This window comes from Ideonella sp. (assembly GCF_041914305.1).
Classification (GTDB): domain Bacteria; phylum Pseudomonadota; class Gammaproteobacteria; order Burkholderiales; family Burkholderiaceae_C; genus Ideonella.
Map to the genome: position 1 here is coordinate 87,737 of NZ_JAYSDQ010000014.1, position 19,775 is coordinate 107,511.

Below are 19,775 nucleotides of genomic sequence, written 5' to 3' on the forward strand. Positions count from 1 at the left end.
ACCGCTCCGCCAAGAAGCCGTCAGGGAGGATCTACCCTGTGCGCCTTCAAGGGGTCGGCGAGGCGCTCGCCCTCCAGACTTTGCGCGAACCGGTGCGCGCCGGTCAAGCCCCCGGCGCATGCCGGGCATCGGCGCCACCAGCAATCGGCGCGCCCGCCACCCGGGAGGCGAGGGCCCCGGTCGGTGGCTACTGCTTCAGGATCGCCAGCCCCTTCAGGTATTCACCCTCGGGGAACATCAGCGTGGTCGGGTGGTCCGGCGCGCCTTCGAGCCGCGCGAGGATCGCGCCATCGACCTGCGCGTCCATCGCGGCACCGGCAACGATCTTGTGGAACAGCTCGGCGCCAATGCCGCCCGAACAGCTGAAGGTCAGCAGCAGGCCGCCCGGCGCGAGCAGCTTCAGGCCCAGGCGGTTGATGTCCTTGTAGGCGCGGGCCGCGCGTTCGGCGTGGGCCGCCGTCGGTGCGAACTTGGGCGGGTCGAGCACGATCGCGTCGAAGCGCTGGCCGCTCTTCAGCGCCTCGCGCAGGTAGCCGTTCACGTCGGCATCGAGCGCCTGGTGGCGCGCCGGGTCGTGGCCGTTGAGCGCAACGTGGGCCGTGGCGCGCGCCAGCGCCGGGGCCGACGAATCGACACTGACCACCTGCTCGGCGCCGCCGGCCAGCGCCGCGATGCTGAAGCCGCCGGTGTAGCTGTAGCAGTTGAGCACCCGCTTGCAGCCGAATCGCTTGACCCAGTCGGCCAGGCGCGCGCGGTTGTCGCGCTGGTCGAGGTAGAAGCCGGTCTTGTGGCCTTCGTGCACGTCGAGTGTCAGCCGCCAGCCGTGCTCGCGGATCGTGACCTCGGTGTTTCCTTCGCCGCGCAACCAGCCGGTCACCGGCTCGAGGCCTTCGAGCCCGCGCACGCCCGAGTCCGAGCGCTCGTACAGCCGCGTGCAGCCGGTGGCTTGCAGCAGCACGTCGGCGATCGTGCTCTTGAAGCGCTCGGTGCCGGCGGACAGGAACTGCGCGCTCAGCAGGTCACCGTAGCGGTCGACCACCAGGCCGGGCAGGCCGTCGGCCTCGCCATGGATCAGGCGCACACCGTCGCTCTCGACCGCCAGGCGCTGGCGCAGTGCCACCGCCGCGCCGATGCGGTGCTTGAAGAAGGCGTGGTCGACACGCTCGGCTTCGTCGAAGGTCCAGGCCCGCACACGGATCTGCGAGCTGGGGCTGTAGGCGGCCCAGGCGAGGAATTTCCCGTCGTCGCTTTCGACGCGCACGGTCTCGCCGGCATCGGCCTGGCCTTTGGCGATGCTGCCGGCGAAGACCCAGGGGTGGTGGCGCAGCAGCGAGCGTTCTTTGCCTTCACGCAGGCGAATGACTTTCATGGACGGGATTGTCGCGCGGCGCCCCAACTACCCCGCCCAGCCGATGGCCGCCGGCGCCAATCTGTACAAATTTCCACCAGATTGGGGAAAACCACGACCAACTGGTGCAATTTGGTACCAGCACTGGCGGCTCGCGTATCGACTGCCGAAACGCCGCCGCCGGAAGATGCGCCCCACCCGTGGACGAGTTGGGAACCCACCCGCCGCCACCGCCCCTTCAGCCCCTCAGGAGACAACTGATGAAGTTCACCGCCACCTGGGCCGCCAGCGCGGCCGCCGTCTTGGGCCTGGCCAGTTTCGGCGCCCAGGCCGCCACCGAACTGGTGATCGCCACCGTCAACAACGGCCACATGATCGAGATGCAGAAGCTCGGCAAGAACTTCGAGCAGGCCAACCCCGACATCAAGCTGAAGTGGGTGACGCTGGAAGAAGGTGTGCTGCGCCAGCGCGTGACGACCGACATCGCCACCAAGGGCGGTCAGTTCGACGTGATGACGATCGGCATGTACGAAACGCCGATCTGGGGCAAGAAGGGCTGGCTGACCGAGTTGAAGCCCGACGCCAACTACGACCTCGACGACATCCTGCCGGCGATCCGCAACGGCCTGTCGTCGGGCGGCAAGCTCTACGCCGCCCCGTTCTACGGCGAAAGCTCGATGCTGATGTACCGCAGTGACCTGGCGCAAAAGGCCGGCATCAAATTCGCCGAGCGGCCGACCTGGGACCAGGTGCGCGATGCGGCAGCGAAGATGAACGACCCGGCCAACGGCGTGTACGGCATCTGCCTGCGCGGCAAGCCCGGCTGGGGCGACAACATGGCCTTCATCACGACAATGGTCAACGCCCACGGCGGCCAATGGTTCGACATGGGCTGGAAGCCCCAGCTCGAAACCAAGCCGTGGAAGGACGCGATCACGCTCTACGTGGATCTGCTGAAAAAATACGGCCCACCGGGCTCGTCGGCCAACAGCTTCAACGAGATCCTTGCGCTGTACAACGAGGGCAAGTGCGCGATGTGGATCGACGCGACGATCGCAGCGTCGTTCATCAGCGACCCGAAGCAGAGCAAGGTCGCCGACAAGGTCGACTTCGTGCAGGCCCCCTCGGCCGTGACCGACAAGGGTGCCAACTGGCTGTGGGCCTGGGCGCTGGCGATCCCGGCCGCCTCGAAGAACCCCGATGCCGCGCAGAAGTTCATCAACTGGGCCACGTCGAAGGACTACATCAAGCTGGTCGCCAAGGAAGAAGGCTGGGCCAGCGTGCCCACCGGCACCCGCAAGTCGACCTACCTGACGCGTGAGTTCCGCACCGCCGCCAAGTTCGGCGCCGCCGAGCAGAAGGCGATGCTGTCGGCCAACCCGAACGACTCGACGCTGCCCAAGAGCCCGTATGTCGGCGTCCAATTCGCTGCGATCCCCGAGTTCCAGGCGATCGGCATCGCAGTGGGCCAGCAGATGAGTGCGGCGCTTGCGGGCAAGTCGACTGTCGACGAGGCGCTGAAGGCGTCGCAAACGGCGGCCGACCGTGAGATGCGCAAGGCGGGGTATTACAAGTAGGTCGTTACCTGGTCATCGGGTCTGAGCGAGATCAGGGCGCCGGGGTGTTCTGTTCCGCTCATGTCCCCCGCCGCCGGCCGGTGGCCGACGGCTCCTCCTTTACTTCGCTGCACAGAACACCCCAGCCCCCTGATCCGGCACCGTCTCTACTCCTCGGCGGTCCCACATCGGTGGCCTGCCGAGGGTGCTGGGTGACCGGCGCAGTGAAGTAAAGGAGGAGGCAGCGGCCAAAGGCCGTTGCCGGGGGACATGAACGGAGCCGGTCACCCGGCACCCTCGGCCAGCACAAGCCAACGCACGCCACCCTCAACGAACCCCACACCATGAACAGATTCCTGCCCCGCGCCTTGATGGCACCCGCGGTCGCCACGCTGTTCCTGTGGATGATCGTGCCGCTGGTGATGACGCTGTACTTCAGCGTCATCCGCTACAACCTGATGCAGCCCGAGGCGACCGGCTTCATCGGGCTGGAGAACTTCGAGTACTTCGTCACCGACCCATCGTTCAGCACCGCGGTGGGCAACACCTTGCTGCTGCTGGGCAGCGTGATCGTGATCACCGTTGGCCTGGGCACCGGGCTGGCGCTGCTGATCGATGCGCCCTTCCCCGGCCGCGGCCTCGTGCGGCTGCTGCTGATCTCGCCCTTCTTCGTGATGCCCACGGTCAACGCGCTGCTGTGGAAGCACATGATGATGAACCCCATCTACGGCGTGCTGGCGCAGGTGTGGAAGTTCTTCGGCGCGACGCCGGTGGACTGGTTGACCGATTTTCCGCTCGGCTCGGTGATCATCATGATCGCCTGGCAGTGGCTGCCGTTCGCCACGCTGATCCTGATGACCGCGCTGCAGTCGCTCAACCGAGAGCAACTCGAAGCCGCGCGCATGGATGGTGCCACCTACCTGCAGCAGCTGCGCTACATGGTGCTGCCGCACCTGGCGCGCTCGATGGCGGTGGTCGTGATGATCGAGATGATCTTCCTGCTCTCGGTCTTCGCCGAGATCTTCACCACCACCGGCGGTGGCCCGGGTGATGCCAGCACCAACGTCGCGTTCCTGATTTTCAAGCAGGCGCTGCTGAACTTCGATGCCGGCGTGGCCTCGGCCGGGGCGCTGTTCGCGGTGCTGCTGGCCAATGTGGCCGCGGTGTTCCTGATCCGCCTGATCGGCAAGAACCTCGACTGAACGCCATGGCGCGCCCCACCCCTTTCCCCTACGCCCTGATCGCCCGCACCGTGGCGGCCTGGGCCGTCACGCTGCTGCTGTTCTTCCCGCTCGGCTGGCTGGTGCTGACGGCGTTCAAGACCGAGATGCAGGCGATCCACGTGCCGTCGCAGTTCATTTTCACGCCCACGCTGGAGAACTTTCGCGAGGTGCAGGTCCGCAGCGACTACCTGCTGTACGCGAAGAACTCGGTCATCACCAGCGTGCTGTCGACGCTGCTGGGCCTGCTGCTGGCCGCGCCCGCGGCCTACTCGATGGCCTTCTTTCGCAGCAAGCGCACGCGCGACATCCTGATGTGGATGCTGTCGACCAAGATGATGCCGGCCGTCGGCGCGCTGGTGCCGATCTACGTGCTGGCGCAGAAATCGTCGCTGCTGGACACCCAGCTCGCGCTGATCATCGTCTTCACGCTCAGCAACCTGCCGATCATGGTCTGGATGCTGTACTCGCACTTCAAGGACATCCCGCCCGAGATCCTCGAAGCCGCGCGCATGGACGGCGCCACGCTGTGGCAAGAGGCACGGCTGGTGCTGCTGCCGCTGGGCATGGGTGGCCTGGCCTCCACCGGCCTGCTGTGCCTGGTTCTGGCGTGGAACGAGGCCTTCTGGTCGCTGAACCTCAGCTCGGCCAAGGCCGGCACGCTGGCCACGCTGATCGCCTCGTACTCCAGCCCCGAGGGCCTGTTCTGGGCCAAGTTGTCGGCCGCGTCGCTGATGGCCATCGCGCCGATCGTCGTCTTCGGCTGGTTCAGCCAGAAGCAGCTGGTGCAGGGCCTGACCTTCGGCGCGGTCAAGTAAGTCAAGAAGGGACATGGCCATGGCCTACCTCGAACTCCAAGGCATCCACAAGCACTTCGGCTCGGTGCACACCATCCGCGGCATCAATCTGGCGATCAACCAGGGCGAGTTCATCGTCTTCGTCGGGCCCTCGGGCTGCGGCAAGTCGACGCTGCTGCGGCTGATCGCCGGGCTGGAGACGATCACCGACGGCTCGCTGGTGCTGGACGGGCGCGACATCACCGACGCGCCCTCGTCCAAACGCGACCTGGCGATGGTGTTCCAGAGCTACGCGCTGTACCCGCACATGAGCGTGTACGAGAACATGAGCTTCGCGCTCAAGCTGGCCAAGGTCGAGCCGGCGGTGATCCGCGAGAAGGTCGAGCGCGCGGCCAAGATCCTGAACCTCACGCCCTACCTGCAGCGCACGCCGAAAGAGCTGTCCGGCGGGCAGCGCCAGCGCGTGGCGATCGGCCGCGCCATCGTGCGTTCGCCCAAGGTGTTTCTTTTCGACGAGCCGCTGTCGAACCTCGACGCCGCCCTGCGTGGCCAGACCCGGGTCGAGATCGCGCGGCTGCACCGCGAGCTGGGTGCGACCACCATCTATGTCACGCACGATCAGGTCGAGGCGATGACGCTGGCCGACCGCGTGGTCGTGCTGCGCGACGGCGTGATCGAGCAGGTCGGCACGCCGCTGGAGCTGTACGACCGGCCAGCCAACCAGTTCGTTGCGCAGTTCATCGGCACGCCGCAGATGAACGTCGTCGCGGCCGCCCAGGTGCCGCAGCTGGAAGACGTCTGCGGGCTGCCGGTGCCGGCCGGCGGTCATGTCGGCCTGCGGCCCGAGAACGTCCGCTTGACGGCCGTCGGCCAGGGTCAGTTCAGCGGCAAGGTCGAGCTGGTCGAAGCACTCGGCGCCGAGACGCTGGTGTATGTGAGCACCGAGGGCGGCGCGCAGCTCGTCGCGCGGCAGAGCACCCGCACCCACCTGCAGGCCGGCGACACCGTGGGCGTGGCGATCGATGCCGATGCGGCACACCTGTTCGACGCGCAAGGCCGTGTCACGCGCACCGGCGTGTCGGCCAGCGTCACGGAGGCCGCATGAGCCAGGCCCCGTTCGTGATGCTGCACCTGGGCCTGGGCTCGTTCCACCGCGCCCACCAGGCGGTCTACCTGCATGCGTTGCACCAGCGCGGCGACACCACCTGGGCGCTGGCCGGCGGCAACCTGCGCAACGACATGCCCGAGCTGATCGCCGCGCTGCAGGCCCAAGGCGGCGCCTACACGCTGGAGACGGTGTCGCCGGCCGGTGATGCACGCTACGAGCGCATCACGTCGATCGGCCGGGTGCATGCCTACGAGCCGTCGCTCGCCGCGCTGATCGACGCCGCGGCGGACCCGGCGACGCGCATCCTGTCGTTCACCGTCACCGAGGCCGGCTACTACCTCGACGCGAAGAACCAGCTCGACCTCGGCTTTGCCGACCTGGTGGCCGACCTGGACGCGGCGAAAGCACAACGCCCCGGCTCGACGATCTACGGCGCGCTGACGGCGATGCTGCGTGCGCGCATGCAGCGCGGCGCCGGCCCGGTCACGCTGCTGAACTGCGACAACCTGCGCCACAACGGCGACCGCTCGCGCGGCGGCCTGCTGCAGTTCATCGAGCGCCTCGGCGAACCCGACCTGCTGGCCTGGGTGTCGTCGAACACCACCAGTCCGAACGCGATGGTCGACCGCATCACGCCGCGACCGACGGCCGCAGTGCGCGAGCGCGTGCGCGCCGCCACCGGCGTCGACGACCCGGCGGCGCTGATGGGCGAGAGTTTCATCCAGTGGGTGATCGAAGACCACTTTGCCGCGGGCCGGCCCGCGTGGGAGCAGGTCGGTGTCGAGATGGTCGATTCGGTCGCGCCGTACGAAGAGGCCAAGATCCGGTTGCTCAATGCGACGCACAGCTGCATCGCCTGGGCCGGCACGCTGCGCGGCTACGACTTCATCCACCAGGGCACGCGCGATCCGGCCATTCGCCAGATGGCGTTCGACTACGCGACCGACGACGTGATCCCGGTCCTCAGCCCGAGCCCGATCGACCTGGCCGCCTACCGCGACACGGTGCTCGACCGCTTCGCCAACGCGGCGATCCAGGACACCAACCAGCGTGTCGCGATGGACGGTTTCTCGAAGATCCCCGGCTTCATCGCACCGACCGTGCGCGAACGGCTGGCGCGCGGCGAATCGATCCGCAGCGTGGCGATGCTGCCGGCGCTGTTTCTCGCTTTTCTGCAGCGCTGGCGCCACGGCGCGCTGGGCTACACCTACCAGGACCAGGCGATGGACCCTGGCGTGGCCGAGGCCCTGTGCGATGCCGACGACCCGGTCGCCGCGCTGGCCAGCCAGGCGGCGTTGTGGGGCCCGCAAGCCGGTGACCCGCGGCTGGTGGCCGCGCTGCGCGAGGCGAGCGACCGCGTGGCCGCTTTCGTGAGGGCCGCCTCATGAGCGGGCGCCTGGCGGGCCGACACGCGCTGCTGACCGGCGCCGGCGGCGGCATCGGGCTGGCGGTGGCCGCCGCCTTCGCCGGCGAAGGTGCCCGCTGCACGGTGGCCGATCTGCCGGCCGAGCCGTCGGTGGCGTTCCGCGAGGCCAGCGCCGCGCACGGTGGCCGGCTGCACTATTGCAGCGCCGACGTGACGCAGCCGATGCAGGTCGACGCGCTGATCGCGCTGGCCGAGGCCCAGCACGGGCCGATCGACACGCTGTTCAACAACGCGGCGATCTTCGACATGGCGCCGCTGCTGGACAGCGACGAGGCGATGTTCGACCGCCTGTTCGCGGTCAACGTCAAGGCGATGTTCTTCGTGATGCAGAAGATGCTCGCGCGCATGGTCGCCGCACAACGCACCGGCAGCGTGATCAACCTCAGCTCGCAGGCCGGCCGGCGTGGCGAGGCGCTGGTGTCGCACTACTGCGCGACCAAGGCGGCGGTGATCAGCTACACCCAGAGCGCCGCGCTGGCGATGGCGCCGCACGGCATCCGCGTCAATGCGATCGCGCCGGGCGTGGTCGACACGCCGATGTGGCAGCACGTGGATGCTCTCTTCGCGCGCTATGAGCACCTGCCGCTGGGCGAGAAGAAGCGCCGCGTCGGCGAGGCGGTGCCGCTGGGCCGCATGGGCCAGCCCGGCGACATCGCCGGCGCGGCGGTCTTCCTGGCCAGCGACGAGGCGGCCTACATCACCGCGCAGACGCTGAATGTGGACGGCGGCGCGGTCATGGGCTGAGGGTTTTGCGCTTCATCGCGACGCTCGACCGTGCCACCATCGTGACCATGCCGCCGCCACGCCAACTGCCCCGCCAACGCCAACCCGAGCTGGAGCGTGATTTCACGCGCAGCCCCGCGCTGGGCTACGAGGCGCCCGAAGACGTGGGCCTGATCCGCTGCCTGGCGCACGGGTTCCCGACGCCGCTGGCGCGCTGGCACCACCACGACGAGTACGAGCTGCACCTGATTGTCGCCAGCGCCGGCAAGGCCTTCGTCGGCGACTGGATCGGCCCGTTCGAGCCCGGCCACCTGGTGCTGGCCGGCCCGCGCCTGCCGCACAACTGGGTCTCGACCGACGTGCCCGAGGGCGGCATCGCCGTGCGCGACCTGGTGATCCAGTTTCCGCACGGGCCGATCGCCCACGCGGCCGAGCAGCTGCCCGAGCTGGCCGAGGTGCTGCCGATGCTCGAGCGCGCGCGCCACGGCATCGAGTTCTTCGGCCTGGGTGACCTGGCCGAGCGCCAGTGGTATGCGATCAAGGGCAGCCGCGGCCTGAAGCGGCTCGCCGCGTTCACCACCTTGCTGGCCGAGATGGCGCAGTGCACCGACTACCGGATGTTGTCGAGCGTGCAGATGCAAAGCGCCGACGACGACCAGCAGCTCGACCAGATCAACGCGGTGGTCCAGCGCATCATGGCCGACGTGGCGCAGCCCTTGGCCGCCTCGGAGATCGCGGCCAGCCTGGGCATGAGCGAAAGCCGCTTCTCGCGCTTCTTTCGCCGCGCCACCGGCAACACCTTCACCGACTTCGTCAACCGCGTGAGGGTGCAACGCGCCTGCCAGCTGCTGATGGACTCGGACCGGCTGGTGACCCACATCTGCTACGAAGTGGGCTTCAACAACGTCGCCAACTTCAACCGGCGCTTCCTGGAGATCAAGGGGATGACGCCGACCGAGTTCCGCCGCCAGTCGGACAAACGCTTCGGCGGTGCGCCAAAGAGCGCCGCCTGAAAAAGAAAAAGGCGCCGGGTCCGCCGGCGCCTTGCTTCGAGAGCGTGGGTGTGTCAGCCGCGGCTTCGGCGCAGCACCATGAGGCCGAAGCCGCCGGCAGCGATCACCAGGCCGACGACGAACGACGGGGTGGCCAGGTCAGCCAGGGCCCGCAGCGCGTCCTCGCCCACCCACTGCGCCAGCCGCACCATCGGTGCGCTCGGCGACAGGTCGATGTTCTGCGGCAGCAGCGCGTCACGGGCATGGACGAACAGGCTGTCGATCGCGTCGAACACGAACGGCTGGTGGTAGCCCTCTTTCAGCAGCAGCCCACCGAAACCGAGCACCGCGCCGAGCACCGGCACGCCCCAGCGCTTGAGCCAGGCCGAGGCCGCCATCATCGCCAGCAGCAGCGGCGACAGCCACAGCATCGCCAGCACGATGCCCAGCGCCAGCCGGGCCACGCCGGCCACGAAGACCAGCATCGCAGTCCCCCAGGGCACCTGCCCCAGCACGGCGGCCCCGTGCACGCGCATCTCGCCCAGCAGCGCCGCCACCGGGCTGCCGATCGCCGCCATGCCCAGCAGCAGCAGCGGCATCGCCAGCAGGTGCATCAGCAGCGTGGCGCCGATGCTGGCGCTGTGGCCCACCGGCAGCGAGAGCCAGAACTCGATCGAGCGGTCTTGCCGATCGCGCCGCGCCAGCCCCGGGGCCTGGATCGCCACCGCGCCACCGGCCAGCACCAGCAGGAAGAAGATGTAGCCGAAGGCGATGATCAGGGCCGCGAAGCCCGGCGGCGGCGGGGTGTCGCCGAAATGGACCTCGCCGAACATCATCAGCGGCACCATGATCACGAACGGCACGCTGCCCAGCAGCAGCCAGCCCAGGCGGTGTTGCATCCACTCGCGCAGCATCAAGGTCTTGAAGGTTTGCATCGTGCGTCTCCTCGTGCGCTGTCAGCGTTGCGGGTTGATCTCGGGCGCGCGGGTCAGCGCGACGAACAGGTCGACCAGGCTGGGCCGCATGCGCTGGCCAAGCGAGGCCACGTGGGCCGGTGGCGCGCCGTCGAACAGCGCCGCCGATTCGCCCTGCTGCCGGTAGCGCAGGATCGGGTGCGCCGCGGCAATCGCCTCGGCCGCCTGCGGGTCGTGCCTGAGCGCGACGAAGCGGTCGTCGATCTGGTCGAGCGGGATGTTCAGCACCAGCTTGCCTTCGTTGAGCATCATCACGTCGGACAGCAGGCCTTCGATCTCCTCGACCTGGTGGGTCGAGATCAGCACGCTGCGCTCGCCGTCGCACCACTCGTCGATCAGCATCTCGTAGAAGGCCTTGCGGCTGAGCACGTCCAGCCCCAGCGTCGGCTCGTCCAGGATCATCAGCTTGGCATCGACCGCGGCGATCAGCGCCAGGTGCGTCTGCACCACCATGCCCTTGGACAACGACTTGACCTTGTCGGTCAGCTTGACGCTGGTGCGCTTGAGCAGCGTGTGGGCGCGCTCGGCCGAGAACTTCGGGTGCAGCCCGCTCATCAGCTCGATCAGCTGCTCGACGCGGGCCCAGCGTGGCAGGATCGCCACGTCGGGGATGTAGGTCACCTGCTGCAGCAGCTTGACGCGGTCACGCTGCGGCGCGAAGCCCAGCACGTCGAGCTGGCCTTCGTGGTCGTGCAGGCCGACCATCGCCTTCATCAGCGAGGTCTTGCCGGCACCGTTGTGGCCCAGCAGGCCGACCACGCGGCCCTTGGGAATGTTGAAGTTCAACCCGTCGAGCGCGAGCTTCTTGCCGTAGTGCAGGCTCAGGTTCTCGGCCCGGATCAGGGTGTGGTTGGTGTCGTTCATCGTCGGCTCCCTCAGGCTTGTTCCCACTGCAATTCATCCATCTGCAGGCCCAGCCGGCGCAGCTTCTGGCGCAGCTGGGGCCACTCTTGTTCGAGGAAGCGCTGGCGCTCCAGCGCGCGCAGCTTGTCGCGGGCACCGGCCCGCACGAACAGGCCCAGCCCGCGCCGGCTGTCGAGCAGCCCGTCGTCGGTCAGCGCCTGCAGCGCGCGGCCCACGGTCAGCGGGTTGAGCATGTACTGCGCAGCGAGCGAGCGCACCGACGGCATCGGGTCGCCCTCGGGCGGGTCGCCGTCGAGCAGCGCGCCGGCCAGGCGGTCGGCCAGTTGCCGGTAGATCGGCTGGCGGTCATCCCAGGTTGGCATTGCCTTCCCCTTCTGGTGGGTCCCGGGCGCCACAGACACCCGGGTGTGTTACTGATGTAGAACACTGTAGGCAAAGCCCGGCAGCCTGTCGCCGGCGATGCGACAGGCTGCAGAAGCGGGGGACGAAATGCACAGCGGCCGACGGCGCCTGTGTCGGTTTTCAGTAAGGTTGAACTTCTTGCACTGAAGATGAAACTGCTGCCGACTCAGTCGACAGAGCACAGCCTAGATCCCAGTGGTCGCGCCACTGACTCGCTTTGCAGCGAGTGCTGCCAATGGCTACCCGTGTGCGTATTCGCATTGAGCGGCACCAAGCCGCCGTTCAGAACAGCCACCGGGGCCGGCTTGAATGTCGGCGAACGAGGTGACCGCGAGGTTGGATGAACCGCTCATCCCGCGCCTGCAACCGCTTCACAGCCGGTCGAACTTGCAATCCCATGGAACTTAAGCGCCTTCGGTGCTAGGTGCAGTTGGTACCTCTGGGGGCTCCAAGGATCTCAATGGCGCGGGATCTTGCGACAACGCTTGCGCTGGCGAGGCGCGAAACACTTGCTGCATCGCGCTCATGTGGACTGTGGCGACACCGATCTGGTTCTCGATGATCTTGATCGCAGGTGACATTGAAAACGTGTGCATGTAGGCGTGGTGCACGGTCAACACCAAGTCCTGCAGTTTCTTGTCGTCCTCAAGCCTCTCTATCTTCAACCCAATCTCTTCGCACTTGCTGAGCGGAATGTGACGGGCATGTGCGGCAGTGGCCGAGTGATCGCCCAGGAAATCGACGATCGTCCGAGCGGTAGGCGCATGCGCGGCATCGCCTCCAAACATGTTCGCGCACAGCCAGCCGTGAACCATGGTCCGTGACCAGTTGATAGCCTGCGCACACTCGTTGAGGAAGGAGGGGTGGTACCGGGACACGATTTGCTGCCACAGCGGCGCACTCGCAGGATCGCGCTTGATGCTCTCGACAGCCATCTGAAACTCGTCGAGCACCCCTTGCGCTGGTACACCACCGATCTGCGGATCAATGGGGCCTAGGCTCGACTGCTTGCCCAAGACGATGCTCTGGGCCGCGCAAGCAATCATCGTCCCCGCAGACATTGCAAGCTGAGGCACGATCACCCGAATGTTCTTGTCGAACATTACCCATAGGTACTTGACCAACGCTTCAGTCGCCGCGATGTCCCCACCGGGCGTATGAAGTATGAGGTCGAGGCCCTTCTCCCTCTTGAGCTGGTGTACTGCCGCCATGAAGGCGTTCATGTCGTCATCACCAACGCTGAGGTTCGGCGTTGTGGGCGGCCGGAAGAGCCAACCTGAGTAGTACGCAATGACGTTGCGGCCAGTGTGCTGATGCAGCCGCTTGAGGTACTTGCGTCGAACGACGTCGACCGCCTGTTGGCCGCCTTGCTGTTTCGCCCCGATTTCGGCTAGGACGCTGCCCCACGCTGGCATCTCAGACCGTCGCTGTGCTCGACTGGACGATCATTCTGATGTTGGGGTCGACAAGTGAGAACCGCTCGAACACTGGCGGTTGTACGGCGGGTACCGGTACGGTCGTGGTGAAGTGCCGCTCGTAGGCGGCTACCAGTTCTGCGGGGTCGGAGGGTCGACCTTCTGCTACTGCACGAAAGGCGATCAGAAGGATGTTTTCGGTAGCCGGTAGGCTGAGTGTATGCATGAGCGTCTCCCCGAAGAACAACGTCCCAAACCTCTAGCAAGCTCGGGACTTGGGACGTTAATCGCTGGAGCGGCAGGTTAGCACGCACTTTGCCACGGGCGGCTTGGCATCACCCCCAATTTCTGGGGGGAGTTCACAGGTTACCGCTGCCAGCCCGCCCGCGCCACCGCTGTGAACTCAAGATGGTTGGCACCTTTCTGGACGGAGTTGACGCCAGGGTTCAGCGACCATCAATGGCAGGTTTCAAAGTCCGCAGCCCTTCGATCGCTGGTCTTGACAGACAACTGCCGCCCACCTCGACCGGCCGTGCGCGCCATGTCTATGGTTCCATCTTGAGTGAAACGAAATCCTGAAAGTTCCACCTTCGGCGAAAAGCAGGTTTCAGGTTCAGCGAGCGACGCGCTGCCAAGGCCTTGACGTACGGCCTCGACCGGTTTCATCTACCGGCAGGCTCAACAGCCGGGCCTGGAAATCCAGGCCCGCCGGCCGCCGCCGCCATGAGGGTGCTTACAGGCCCAGCGCAGTCAGCTGACCTTCGCTGCTGAGGTAGACCCGGCCGTCGATCACGGTCAGCTTGGTGAAGCTGCCGCGGATCGACAGCGGCACCTTGGCCACCACGTGGCCATTGCCGGCGTTCAGCACCAACAGTTGCTTGGCGCCCGAGAAGTCTTGCGTCGTCATGTACAGCGCGCCGTTGGCCCAGGCCAGGTTCGACGCGACCTGGTGGGTGCCGGACGGCGTGCGCAGCCACTGCTTCACACCGGTCTGGGCGTCCAGCGCCTGGATCTCGCGGTTGCCGCTGACGGCGAACACCCGCTTGCCCTGGCCGACCAGCGGCGCCGAGATGTAGCCGTTCAGCGGCTGGCTCCACAGCAGCTTGCCGCTGTCGGCCGCGAAGGCGCGCACGGCGCCGCTGTCGCTGCCGACGAACACGCGCTTGCCCAGCGCCAGCGCCGGGTATTGCATGTTGCTGCCGTCGACATCGCTGGCCCAAAGCTGGGCGCCGGTCGCGGCGTCGAAGGCGAACAGCTGGCGGGCGGCGCTTTCGCAGCACTCGTGCCAGGTGCTGGTGAAGACGCGGCCGTTGGCCACCGCGACGTCGTTGTTCAGCACCACGCCGCCGCCGGTGCTGGCCTGCCAGACGACATGGCCGTCGGCGGTGTCCACCGCCAGCACCGCACTGCGGCCGGTGTTGACATACAGCCGGTTGCCCTGCACCGCGGGACCGAAGCCGAGGTTCAGGTAGGCCGAGCCGGCCGGCAGGTCGGCCGTCCACAACACGTTGCCCGACGGTTGGTCGACGGCGGACAGCACGTTGCGGTAAGGCGTGTTGAACGACGAGCTGACCAGGTAGGCCGTGGTGCCAGCCAGCGCCGGGTTGCCGCAGTCGCCCACGCCGGCGTTGGGCTGGCTCCACAGCATGCTGCCGGTGTCGGGCGCCTGGGCCGAGACACCGTGCAGGTTGGAGCAGACGAACAGCCGGCCGCCCGCCTGCGTGGCCGAGCTGGCATAGAACTGGCCGATCATCGTTTGCCATTGCTGGCTCAGCTGGGCGGCGTTTTGCCGCGTCAGCGTCGACTCGGCCGTGTTGGCGTAGCTCTTGGCGGCGTCGTAGCCGTCCTGGTTCCACTGGGCTTGCGCGGTCGCGGCGGCGCAGGCGGCCAGCGCCAGGACGGTGACACGCAGGGCGCTGCCGACCGGGCGGCGCGCGAAAGACTTCATCAGGCTCATGGGGTGTGCTCGGGAAAGGGGATGGAGAAGGCTGAACGCAAGCCGGCGAGTCTAGGCAGGTTGCGCCGGGGTGCACCCCCCACGTTCAGGTGCGGCCGGCGCTGCATCTTCATGGCAGCTGCTGCTCACGCCAGCGCATCGCCATCTCGATGCGGCTGCGGGCGCTCGGGTGGTCGAAGAAGACGAACTCCTCGACCGGGCCCGGCTCGGTCTTACGGTATTCGGCCAGTTTGAGCATCGCTTCAGACAGGCCAAGCGGCTCGCGCGCCAAATTGAGTGACCACATGTCAGCCTCGGCCTCCATCGTGCGGGTGATGGTGTGGGTGATCGGCGTGGCGACGAACATGAAGACCCCGATGACCGCCGCCAGCAACGGCAGCGAGCCGACATCGGCCACCCCGTCGGGCCCGCTGGGCAGGCGCCAGCGTGCACCAAAACGGGCCAGCAGCCGTCGCATGGCCCACGCGGCAAACGCGAAACCGGCCAGGAACACCACGCCGAACATCACCAATGACTTGGTCACGTGGTGCATCGCGTAGTGGCCGATCTCGTGCCCCATCACGGCGCGGATCTCGCTCTCGCTGGCGCGGCGCAGCAGGTTGTCGTTCAGCCGCACCGCGGCCGTGCCGCCCAGCCCCGAGACGTTGGCGCTGACGCGCGTGGTCTGGCGCGACGCATCGAACTCGTAGACGTTGTCGGCCGGCACGCCGTTGGCGTGGGCCATCGCCAGCACCGCGCGCTTGATCGGCCCGTCTTCGACCGGCTTGTAGGTGTTGAACAGCGGGTCGATCCAGACCGGCGCCACCAGCGCGCCCAGCGCCGACAGCGACACCGTCACCACGGTCGCCCACATCCACCAGCGCTCGCCGGTGCGGCGCAACACCGCGTACAGCAACGACACCGACAGCCCGATCACCAGCGTCATCACCGCCAGCTCGACCAGGCGCTCGGCGAACCAGGCCGCGGCATCCTGCGTCGCCATGCCGTAGGCGTGTTCGCGCACGAAGCCTTCATAGACCGTCATCGGCAGCGTCAACACCCAGGTGGCGACGACGTAGCAGCCGCCGTACAGCGCATCGGCCAGCCAGCGCCAACGCGCCAGGCGGCGGGTGGCATCGCGCACGGCGATCGACGGCCGGGTCCACAGCAGCAGCGCGGCCACGGCCACACCGAGCAGCGCGTTCCACAGCATCAACCAGTAGCCGCCTTCGAAGTAGGCGTCCGACTGCGCGCGGGCCTCGGGCGACAGGCGATCGAGGTAGGCGCGGGTGGCGGCTTCGGGCTCGCGCGGCAGGCTGGCGCGCCAGGCGTCGTCGACCGCGCGCACCGGAAAGCGCGGCGCGGCGGCGCTGGCCGCCGGCGCTGCCGCGGCGGGGGCTTCGGCGGCCGTGGCCGCCGCTGTCGGCATGGCCAGCCAGGCCGACAGGCACCACAGCCCGCCGCCGATCAGCCGGCGGGCCAGGGTGCGCCAGGAAGTAGCGGTGGGGTGCATCGCGTCCTCAGGCAGATGAAAAGGCGCGATTGTCGGCGCGCGGATTCACCGGCGGCGCTGCCCCTAGTTTCAGGTGCACCGCGGGTGTTGCTCATGCGTTGTGCACCGTCACAATTTGCGCCGATGGCACACAGGAGGAGCCCCACGATGACCACCATCCCCATGAATCGCACGCTGACGACCCTCGGCCTGGCCGCCGCGCTGGCCACGCTGGCCGGCTGCGGCAAGGTCACCGAGATGGCGACCGAGAAGGCGACCGAGAAATACATGGAGTCGCAGATCAACAAGGACGGCGGCAACACCAAGGTCGATCTGTCCAAAGGGGGCATGACGGCCGAAGGCACCGACGAGCACGGCAAGGCCTTCAAGATGGAAATGGGCTCGGCCAAGCTGAGCGAAGCCGACATGAAGGTCCCGTTCTACCCCGGGGCCAAGCCGGCCGACAACAGCGGCACCCGCATCAAGAACGGCGGCGGCGAGATGGTCTCGATCGAGCTGCGCACCGACGATGCCGCGAAGACGGTGTCGGCCTGGTACCGCGACAAGCTGAAGTCGACCGCCGGCGAAGGCAAGACCGTCATCGATTCGGCCGCCGAAGACAACGGCATGTCGCTGATGATCAGCGACCCGAAGGCCAATGAATCAACGACAGTCAACGTCTCCCCCGATGGAGACGGCAGCAAGATCACGCTGATCCACGCCGTGAGCGACAAGTCGCCGCAGTAGGCCCCTGTGGTCCCCGGTGGGCCCCAGCCGGCGTCAGCGCCGCTTGGCGCGTGGGTGCGCGGCGTCGTAGACCTTCGCGAGGTGCTGGAAATCCAGCTTCGTGTAGACCTGGGTCGTGCTGATGTTGGCGTGGCCCAGCAGCTCTTGCACCGCGCGCAGGTCGCCGCTGGACTGCAGCAGGTGCGACGCAAAGCTGTGGCGCAGCATGTGCGGGTGAACCGAGGTCGGCAAGCCCGCCTGCAGCGCCAGCGTCTTCAGGCGTGTGCGCACCTGGCTGGTCGACAGCCGCGTGCCGCGCTGGCTGACGAACAGCGCGGCCTCGCCGGCCGAGGCCACGGCTGGCCGCACCGCCAGCCAGGCTTGCAGCGTGTCGCGCGCAGCGCTGCCGACGGGCACGCTGCGCCACTTAGAGCCCTTGCCACGCACCTGCGCGCTGCCATCGGCCAGGTCGACCCAGCCGGCCGCGGCGTCGCCGGCCTGGCAGTCCAGCCCCACCAGCTCACCCACGCGCAGGCCACTGCCGTACAACAGCTCGACGATGGCATGGTCACGCGCGGCCAGTGCCGGGTCGGTGTGTTCGGGTGATTGGTTGGCCAACGCCACTGCCTGGTCCACCGGCAAGGCCTTGGGCAGCGGCTTGGCCGCCTTCGGCGCCCGCACCCCCTCGACCGGGTTCAACTTGACGCCGCCCTGCAGCCCCCACCAGCGGTAGAAGCCACGCCAGGCCGACAGCTGCAACGCCAGGCTGCGCGGCGACAGACCCGCCGCATGGGCCCGCGCCATCAGCATGCGCACATGGTGCGGCTGCAGCGCGTTCAACTCGATGTGCAATTCTTCGGCACCAGCAACCAGCCGCGTCAGCGCGTCGGTGTAGAGCGTCAACGTGCGCGCCGCAACACGACGCTCGGTGCGCAGATGCGTCAGATAGCGCTCAAGCAGCTGCGTTGGCACGACAGCCGCGACGCTCCGTAGGAGCCGTCGCCTTCAAGCGGCGTGCGCGGATCCGGCTTTGCCGGTCCGCTGCGCGAGCCCCCTCGGGGGGCCGAGGCCGGACATGAACAGTCCAGTGGACTGTTCGTGCCTGCCGAGGGGCCGAGCCTCTGGCTCGGTGCGGCCTGCAAGGCAGCCCCCGGAAGGGGGCGTGGGGGTCCATCAGTCTGCCAAGGCTCGCGCCATGGCGGCGCTGGCCAGGTCACCGACCTGCTGCAGGAACTCGGTGCCCATGTCGCTCTGGAAGCGCAGTGCGTCCGGCGAGCCCAGCACCAGCAGGCCGAAGCATTCGCTGCTGGCCGCGCCCAGGCGCAGCGGGATCAGCGCGATCGACTGGGCCGGCGTGCCGTCGGCCGACAGCCAGTGCGCCGCCTCGAAGCCGCTGTTCAGGCCGCAATAGGGCGCAGCCAGGCTGGCGGCGAAGGTCTTCAGGTCGTCGCTGACCGGTTGGGCCCAGGGCAGGCCGGTGTGCGACGGGGCCACGCCCCACAGCCGCAGCGCAGCCATCGGGATCATGAACTCGTGCTTCAGCTCTTCGATCAGCACCTGGCCGAGCATGATGGTGCTGCGCGCCAGCATCACCGCGCGGGTCCAGCGGTGCATCTTGCCGACCAGCGCCTCATTGTCGTGGCCGGCGCGGATCATCTCGATGATGCGGCGCTCCAGGCCCTTGATGCGCTCGCGCAGCATCTCCATCTGCCGCTCTTGCAGCGAGACGGCGCGCCCGCCGTGCGGGCTGGCCAGCTGGATCGTCGCCAGCAGCTCGGCCTGGCGTTCGAAAAAACCCGGCGTGTTGGCCAGGTAAGCAGCGATGTCTTCTTCGGTGATCCCTTGCACACCTGTCGTCACTGTCACAGCTCGATCTCCCCTTCAAAAACCGTTTCGGCCGGACCGGTCATCAGCACCGGGGCGTCGCCGCCGGCCCATTGCACCGTCAGCCTGCCGCCGCGCATGTCGACATCGACCTGCGGGTCCAGCCAACCGAGCCGGATGCCCGCCACCACCGCCGCGCAGGCGCCGGTGCCGCAGGCCAGCGTCTCGCCGGCGTCGCGCTCGTACACGCGCAGGGCGATCTGGGTGCGGCTTTGCACCTGCATGAAACCGGCGTTGACCTTGCGCGGGAATCGCGGGTGCGCCTCGATCATCGGGCCCAGCTCACCCACCGGCGCCTCGGCCACGTTGTCCACCCGCAGCACCGCATGTGGGTTGCCCATCGACAGCACCGCCACCTCGACCTCGCGCGCGCCGGGCCGGCGCGCACGCCGGTCGTCCGGCAGGTCCAGCGGCCACAGCGCAAACGCGTTGATCTCGCGCGCCTGCAGGCCCGCGGCGTCGAACGGAACACGGTCCAGTTCGAACACCGGCCGGTTCATGTCCACCGTGACGCGGCCGTCGGGCTGCTGGCGCAGCTCGAGCAGGTTGTTCATCGTCTCGACACGGACCGTGTCGCGGTCGGTCAGGCCGTGTTCGCGCACGTAGCGCACGAAGCAGCGCGAGCCGTTGCCGCAGTGCTCGACCTCGGCCCCGGTGGCGCCGTTGAAGATGCGGTAGCGGAAATCGACGCCGGGCTGGGTTGCCGGCTCGACGACGAGGATCTGGTCGGCGCCGACGCCGAAGCGCCGGTCGCCCAGGTGGCGCAACTGGGCGGTGCTCAAGGCCAGCGGGGCACGCGTGGCGTCGAGCACCACGAAATCGTTGCCTGCGCCGTGCATCTTGGTGAAGCGGACATGCATGCGCCGATTATCGGCGTTGGGGCGATCCCCCTCCCCGGCGTCTGGCGGGCTG

19 protein-coding genes are annotated in these 19,775 nt (G+C 67.8%); 8 read left to right on the top strand and 11 right to left on the bottom strand.

Features of this window, described 5'->3' with window-relative positions; genetic code table 11:
* Positions 1 to 187: 187 nt before the first annotated feature.
* A complete protein-coding gene (locus ACE3SG_RS18545; protein WP_374567509.1) occupies positions 188 to 1,369 on the bottom strand; it encodes a class I SAM-dependent rRNA methyltransferase in 1,182 nt (393 codons plus the stop codon).
* Positions 1,370 to 1,608: 239 nt separating this feature from the next.
* Here ACE3SG_RS18545 and ACE3SG_RS18550 point away from each other — a divergent pair, with 239 nt between their 5' ends.
* The 7 genes from ACE3SG_RS18550 (at position 1,609) to ACE3SG_RS18580 (ending at position 9,191) form a co-directional block, all read left to right on the top strand.
* Complete coding sequence (locus tag ACE3SG_RS18550) at positions 1,609 to 2,925, top strand: sugar ABC transporter substrate-binding protein (protein WP_374567511.1); 1,317 nt, start codon at positions 1,609 to 1,611, stop codon at positions 2,923 to 2,925.
* Between the two features lie 323 nt (positions 2,926 to 3,248).
* Positions 3,249 to 4,106 carry a carbohydrate ABC transporter permease gene (locus tag ACE3SG_RS18555; RefSeq protein ID WP_374567513.1) on the top strand — a complete coding sequence of 286 codons (858 nt, stop codon included), beginning with the start codon at positions 3,249 to 3,251 and terminating at the stop codon, positions 4,104 to 4,106.
* A 5-nt stretch (positions 4,107 to 4,111) separates the two neighbouring features.
* The gene (locus tag ACE3SG_RS18560; protein WP_374567515.1) at positions 4,112 to 4,942 is read left to right on the top strand and encodes a carbohydrate ABC transporter permease; all 831 of its coding nucleotides are present in this window, start codon (positions 4,112 to 4,114) and stop codon (positions 4,940 to 4,942) included.
* A gap of 19 nt (positions 4,943 to 4,961) precedes the next feature.
* Complete coding sequence (locus ACE3SG_RS18565) at positions 4,962 to 6,026, top strand: ABC transporter ATP-binding protein (protein WP_374567517.1); 1,065 nt, start codon at positions 4,962 to 4,964, stop codon at positions 6,024 to 6,026.
* Entirely contained in the window at positions 6,023 to 7,417 is a 1,395-nt protein-coding gene (gene dalD / locus ACE3SG_RS18570; RefSeq protein ID WP_374567519.1) for a D-arabinitol 4-dehydrogenase, read from the top strand. The genes ACE3SG_RS18565 and dalD overlap by 4 nt, the downstream gene beginning before the upstream one ends.
* On the top strand, positions 7,414 to 8,199 hold the full coding sequence (locus ACE3SG_RS18575) for an L-iditol 2-dehydrogenase (protein ID WP_374567522.1): 786 nt from the start codon (positions 7,414 to 7,416) through the stop codon (positions 8,197 to 8,199). The genes dalD and ACE3SG_RS18575 overlap by 4 nt, the downstream gene beginning before the upstream one ends.
* Positions 8,200 to 8,246: 47 nt before the next feature.
* Positions 8,247 to 9,191 carry an AraC family transcriptional regulator gene (locus tag ACE3SG_RS18580; RefSeq protein WP_374567523.1) on the top strand — a complete coding sequence of 315 codons (945 nt, stop codon included), beginning with the start codon at positions 8,247 to 8,249 and terminating at the stop codon, positions 9,189 to 9,191.
* A gap of 53 nt (positions 9,192 to 9,244) precedes the next feature.
* On the opposite strand, the gene ACE3SG_RS18585 is transcribed toward ACE3SG_RS18580, so the two are convergent.
* The 7 genes from ACE3SG_RS18585 to ACE3SG_RS18615 all read right to left on the bottom strand — a co-directional run bounded on the left by ACE3SG_RS18585 (position 9,245) and on the right by ACE3SG_RS18615 (position 16,274).
* Complete coding sequence (locus ACE3SG_RS18585) at positions 9,245 to 10,105, bottom strand: hypothetical protein (protein WP_374567525.1); 861 nt, start codon at positions 10,103 to 10,105, stop codon at positions 9,245 to 9,247.
* Between the two features lie 21 nt (positions 10,106 to 10,126).
* Positions 10,127 to 11,008: an ABC transporter ATP-binding protein gene (locus ACE3SG_RS18590; RefSeq protein ID WP_374567527.1), complete on the bottom strand. Its 882-nt coding sequence runs from the start codon at positions 11,006 to 11,008 to the stop codon at positions 10,127 to 10,129.
* Between the two features lie 11 nt (positions 11,009 to 11,019).
* The gene (locus ACE3SG_RS18595; RefSeq protein WP_374567529.1) at positions 11,020 to 11,370 is read right to left on the bottom strand and encodes a GntR family transcriptional regulator; all 351 of its coding nucleotides are present in this window, start codon (positions 11,368 to 11,370) and stop codon (positions 11,020 to 11,022) included.
* Between the two features lie 444 nt (positions 11,371 to 11,814).
* Entirely contained in the window at positions 11,815 to 12,825 is a 1,011-nt protein-coding gene (locus ACE3SG_RS18600) for a hypothetical protein (RefSeq protein WP_374567531.1), read from the bottom strand.
* A gap of 1 nt (position 12,826) precedes the next feature.
* Positions 12,827 to 13,051, bottom strand: a complete 225-nt coding sequence (locus ACE3SG_RS18605; RefSeq protein ID WP_374567533.1) for a hypothetical protein — start codon at positions 13,049 to 13,051, stop codon at positions 12,827 to 12,829.
* A gap of 507 nt (positions 13,052 to 13,558) precedes the next feature.
* Complete coding sequence (locus ACE3SG_RS18610; protein ID WP_374567534.1) at positions 13,559 to 14,782, bottom strand: PQQ-binding-like beta-propeller repeat protein; 1,224 nt, start codon at positions 14,780 to 14,782, stop codon at positions 13,559 to 13,561.
* A gap of 109 nt (positions 14,783 to 14,891) precedes the next feature.
* Positions 14,892 to 16,274, bottom strand: a complete 1,383-nt coding sequence (locus ACE3SG_RS18615; protein ID WP_374567536.1) for a M48 family metallopeptidase — start codon at positions 16,272 to 16,274, stop codon at positions 14,892 to 14,894.
* Between the two features lie 147 nt (positions 16,275 to 16,421).
* On the opposite strand from ACE3SG_RS18615, the gene ACE3SG_RS18620 reads away from it, so the two are divergent.
* Complete coding sequence (locus ACE3SG_RS18620; RefSeq protein WP_374567537.1) at positions 16,422 to 17,000, top strand: hypothetical protein; 579 nt, start codon at positions 16,422 to 16,424, stop codon at positions 16,998 to 17,000.
* Between the two features lie 33 nt (positions 17,001 to 17,033).
* On the opposite strand, the gene xerC is transcribed toward ACE3SG_RS18620, so the two are convergent.
* The 3 genes from xerC to dapF all read right to left on the bottom strand — a co-directional run bounded on the left by xerC (position 17,034) and on the right by dapF (position 19,723).
* Complete coding sequence (gene xerC / locus ACE3SG_RS18625; RefSeq protein ID WP_374567539.1) at positions 17,034 to 17,951, bottom strand: tyrosine recombinase XerC; 918 nt, start codon at positions 17,949 to 17,951, stop codon at positions 17,034 to 17,036.
* A 201-nt stretch (positions 17,952 to 18,152) separates the two neighbouring features.
* Complete coding sequence (locus tag ACE3SG_RS18630) at positions 18,153 to 18,845, bottom strand: DUF484 family protein (RefSeq protein WP_374567541.1); 693 nt, start codon at positions 18,843 to 18,845, stop codon at positions 18,153 to 18,155.
* The gene (gene dapF / locus ACE3SG_RS18635) at positions 18,842 to 19,723 is read right to left on the bottom strand and encodes a diaminopimelate epimerase (RefSeq protein WP_374567543.1); all 882 of its coding nucleotides are present in this window, start codon (positions 19,721 to 19,723) and stop codon (positions 18,842 to 18,844) included. The genes ACE3SG_RS18630 and dapF overlap by 4 nt, the downstream gene beginning before the upstream one ends.
* Positions 19,724 to 19,775: the final 52 nt, after the last annotated feature.

Coding starts and splice junctions, on each gene's coding strand:
- ACE3SG_RS18545 (WP_374567509.1), bottom strand. CDS start 1,369: ATGAAAGTCATTCGCCTGCGTGAAGGCAAAGAACGCTCGCTGCTGCGC.
- ACE3SG_RS18550 (WP_374567511.1), top strand. CDS start 1,609: ATGAAGTTCACCGCCACCTGGGCCGCCAGCGCGGCCGCCGTCTTGGGC.
- ACE3SG_RS18555 (WP_374567513.1), top strand. CDS start 3,249: ATGAACAGATTCCTGCCCCGCGCCTTGATGGCACCCGCGGTCGCCACG.
- ACE3SG_RS18560 (WP_374567515.1), top strand. CDS start 4,112: ATGGCGCGCCCCACCCCTTTCCCCTACGCCCTGATCGCCCGCACCGTG.
- ACE3SG_RS18565 (WP_374567517.1), top strand. CDS start 4,962: ATGGCCTACCTCGAACTCCAAGGCATCCACAAGCACTTCGGCTCGGTG.
- dalD (WP_374567519.1), top strand. CDS start 6,023: ATGAGCCAGGCCCCGTTCGTGATGCTGCACCTGGGCCTGGGCTCGTTC.
- ACE3SG_RS18575 (WP_374567522.1), top strand. CDS start 7,414: ATGAGCGGGCGCCTGGCGGGCCGACACGCGCTGCTGACCGGCGCCGGC.
- ACE3SG_RS18580 (WP_374567523.1), top strand. CDS start 8,247: ATGCCGCCGCCACGCCAACTGCCCCGCCAACGCCAACCCGAGCTGGAG.
- ACE3SG_RS18585 (WP_374567525.1), bottom strand. CDS start 10,105: ATGCAAACCTTCAAGACCTTGATGCTGCGCGAGTGGATGCAACACCGC.
- ACE3SG_RS18590 (WP_374567527.1), bottom strand. CDS start 11,008: ATGAACGACACCAACCACACCCTGATCCGGGCCGAGAACCTGAGCCTG.
- ACE3SG_RS18595 (WP_374567529.1), bottom strand. CDS start 11,370: ATGCCAACCTGGGATGACCGCCAGCCGATCTACCGGCAACTGGCCGAC.
- ACE3SG_RS18600 (WP_374567531.1), bottom strand. CDS start 12,825: ATGCCAGCGTGGGGCAGCGTCCTAGCCGAAATCGGGGCGAAACAGCAA.
- ACE3SG_RS18605 (WP_374567533.1), bottom strand. CDS start 13,051: ATGCATACACTCAGCCTACCGGCTACCGAAAACATCCTTCTGATCGCC.
- ACE3SG_RS18610 (WP_374567534.1), bottom strand. CDS start 14,782: ATGAGCCTGATGAAGTCTTTCGCGCGCCGCCCGGTCGGCAGCGCCCTG.
- ACE3SG_RS18615 (WP_374567536.1), bottom strand. CDS start 16,274: ATGCACCCCACCGCTACTTCCTGGCGCACCCTGGCCCGCCGGCTGATC.
- ACE3SG_RS18620 (WP_374567537.1), top strand. CDS start 16,422: ATGACCACCATCCCCATGAATCGCACGCTGACGACCCTCGGCCTGGCC.
- dapF (WP_374567543.1), bottom strand. CDS start 19,723: ATGCATGTCCGCTTCACCAAGATGCACGGCGCAGGCAACGATTTCGTG.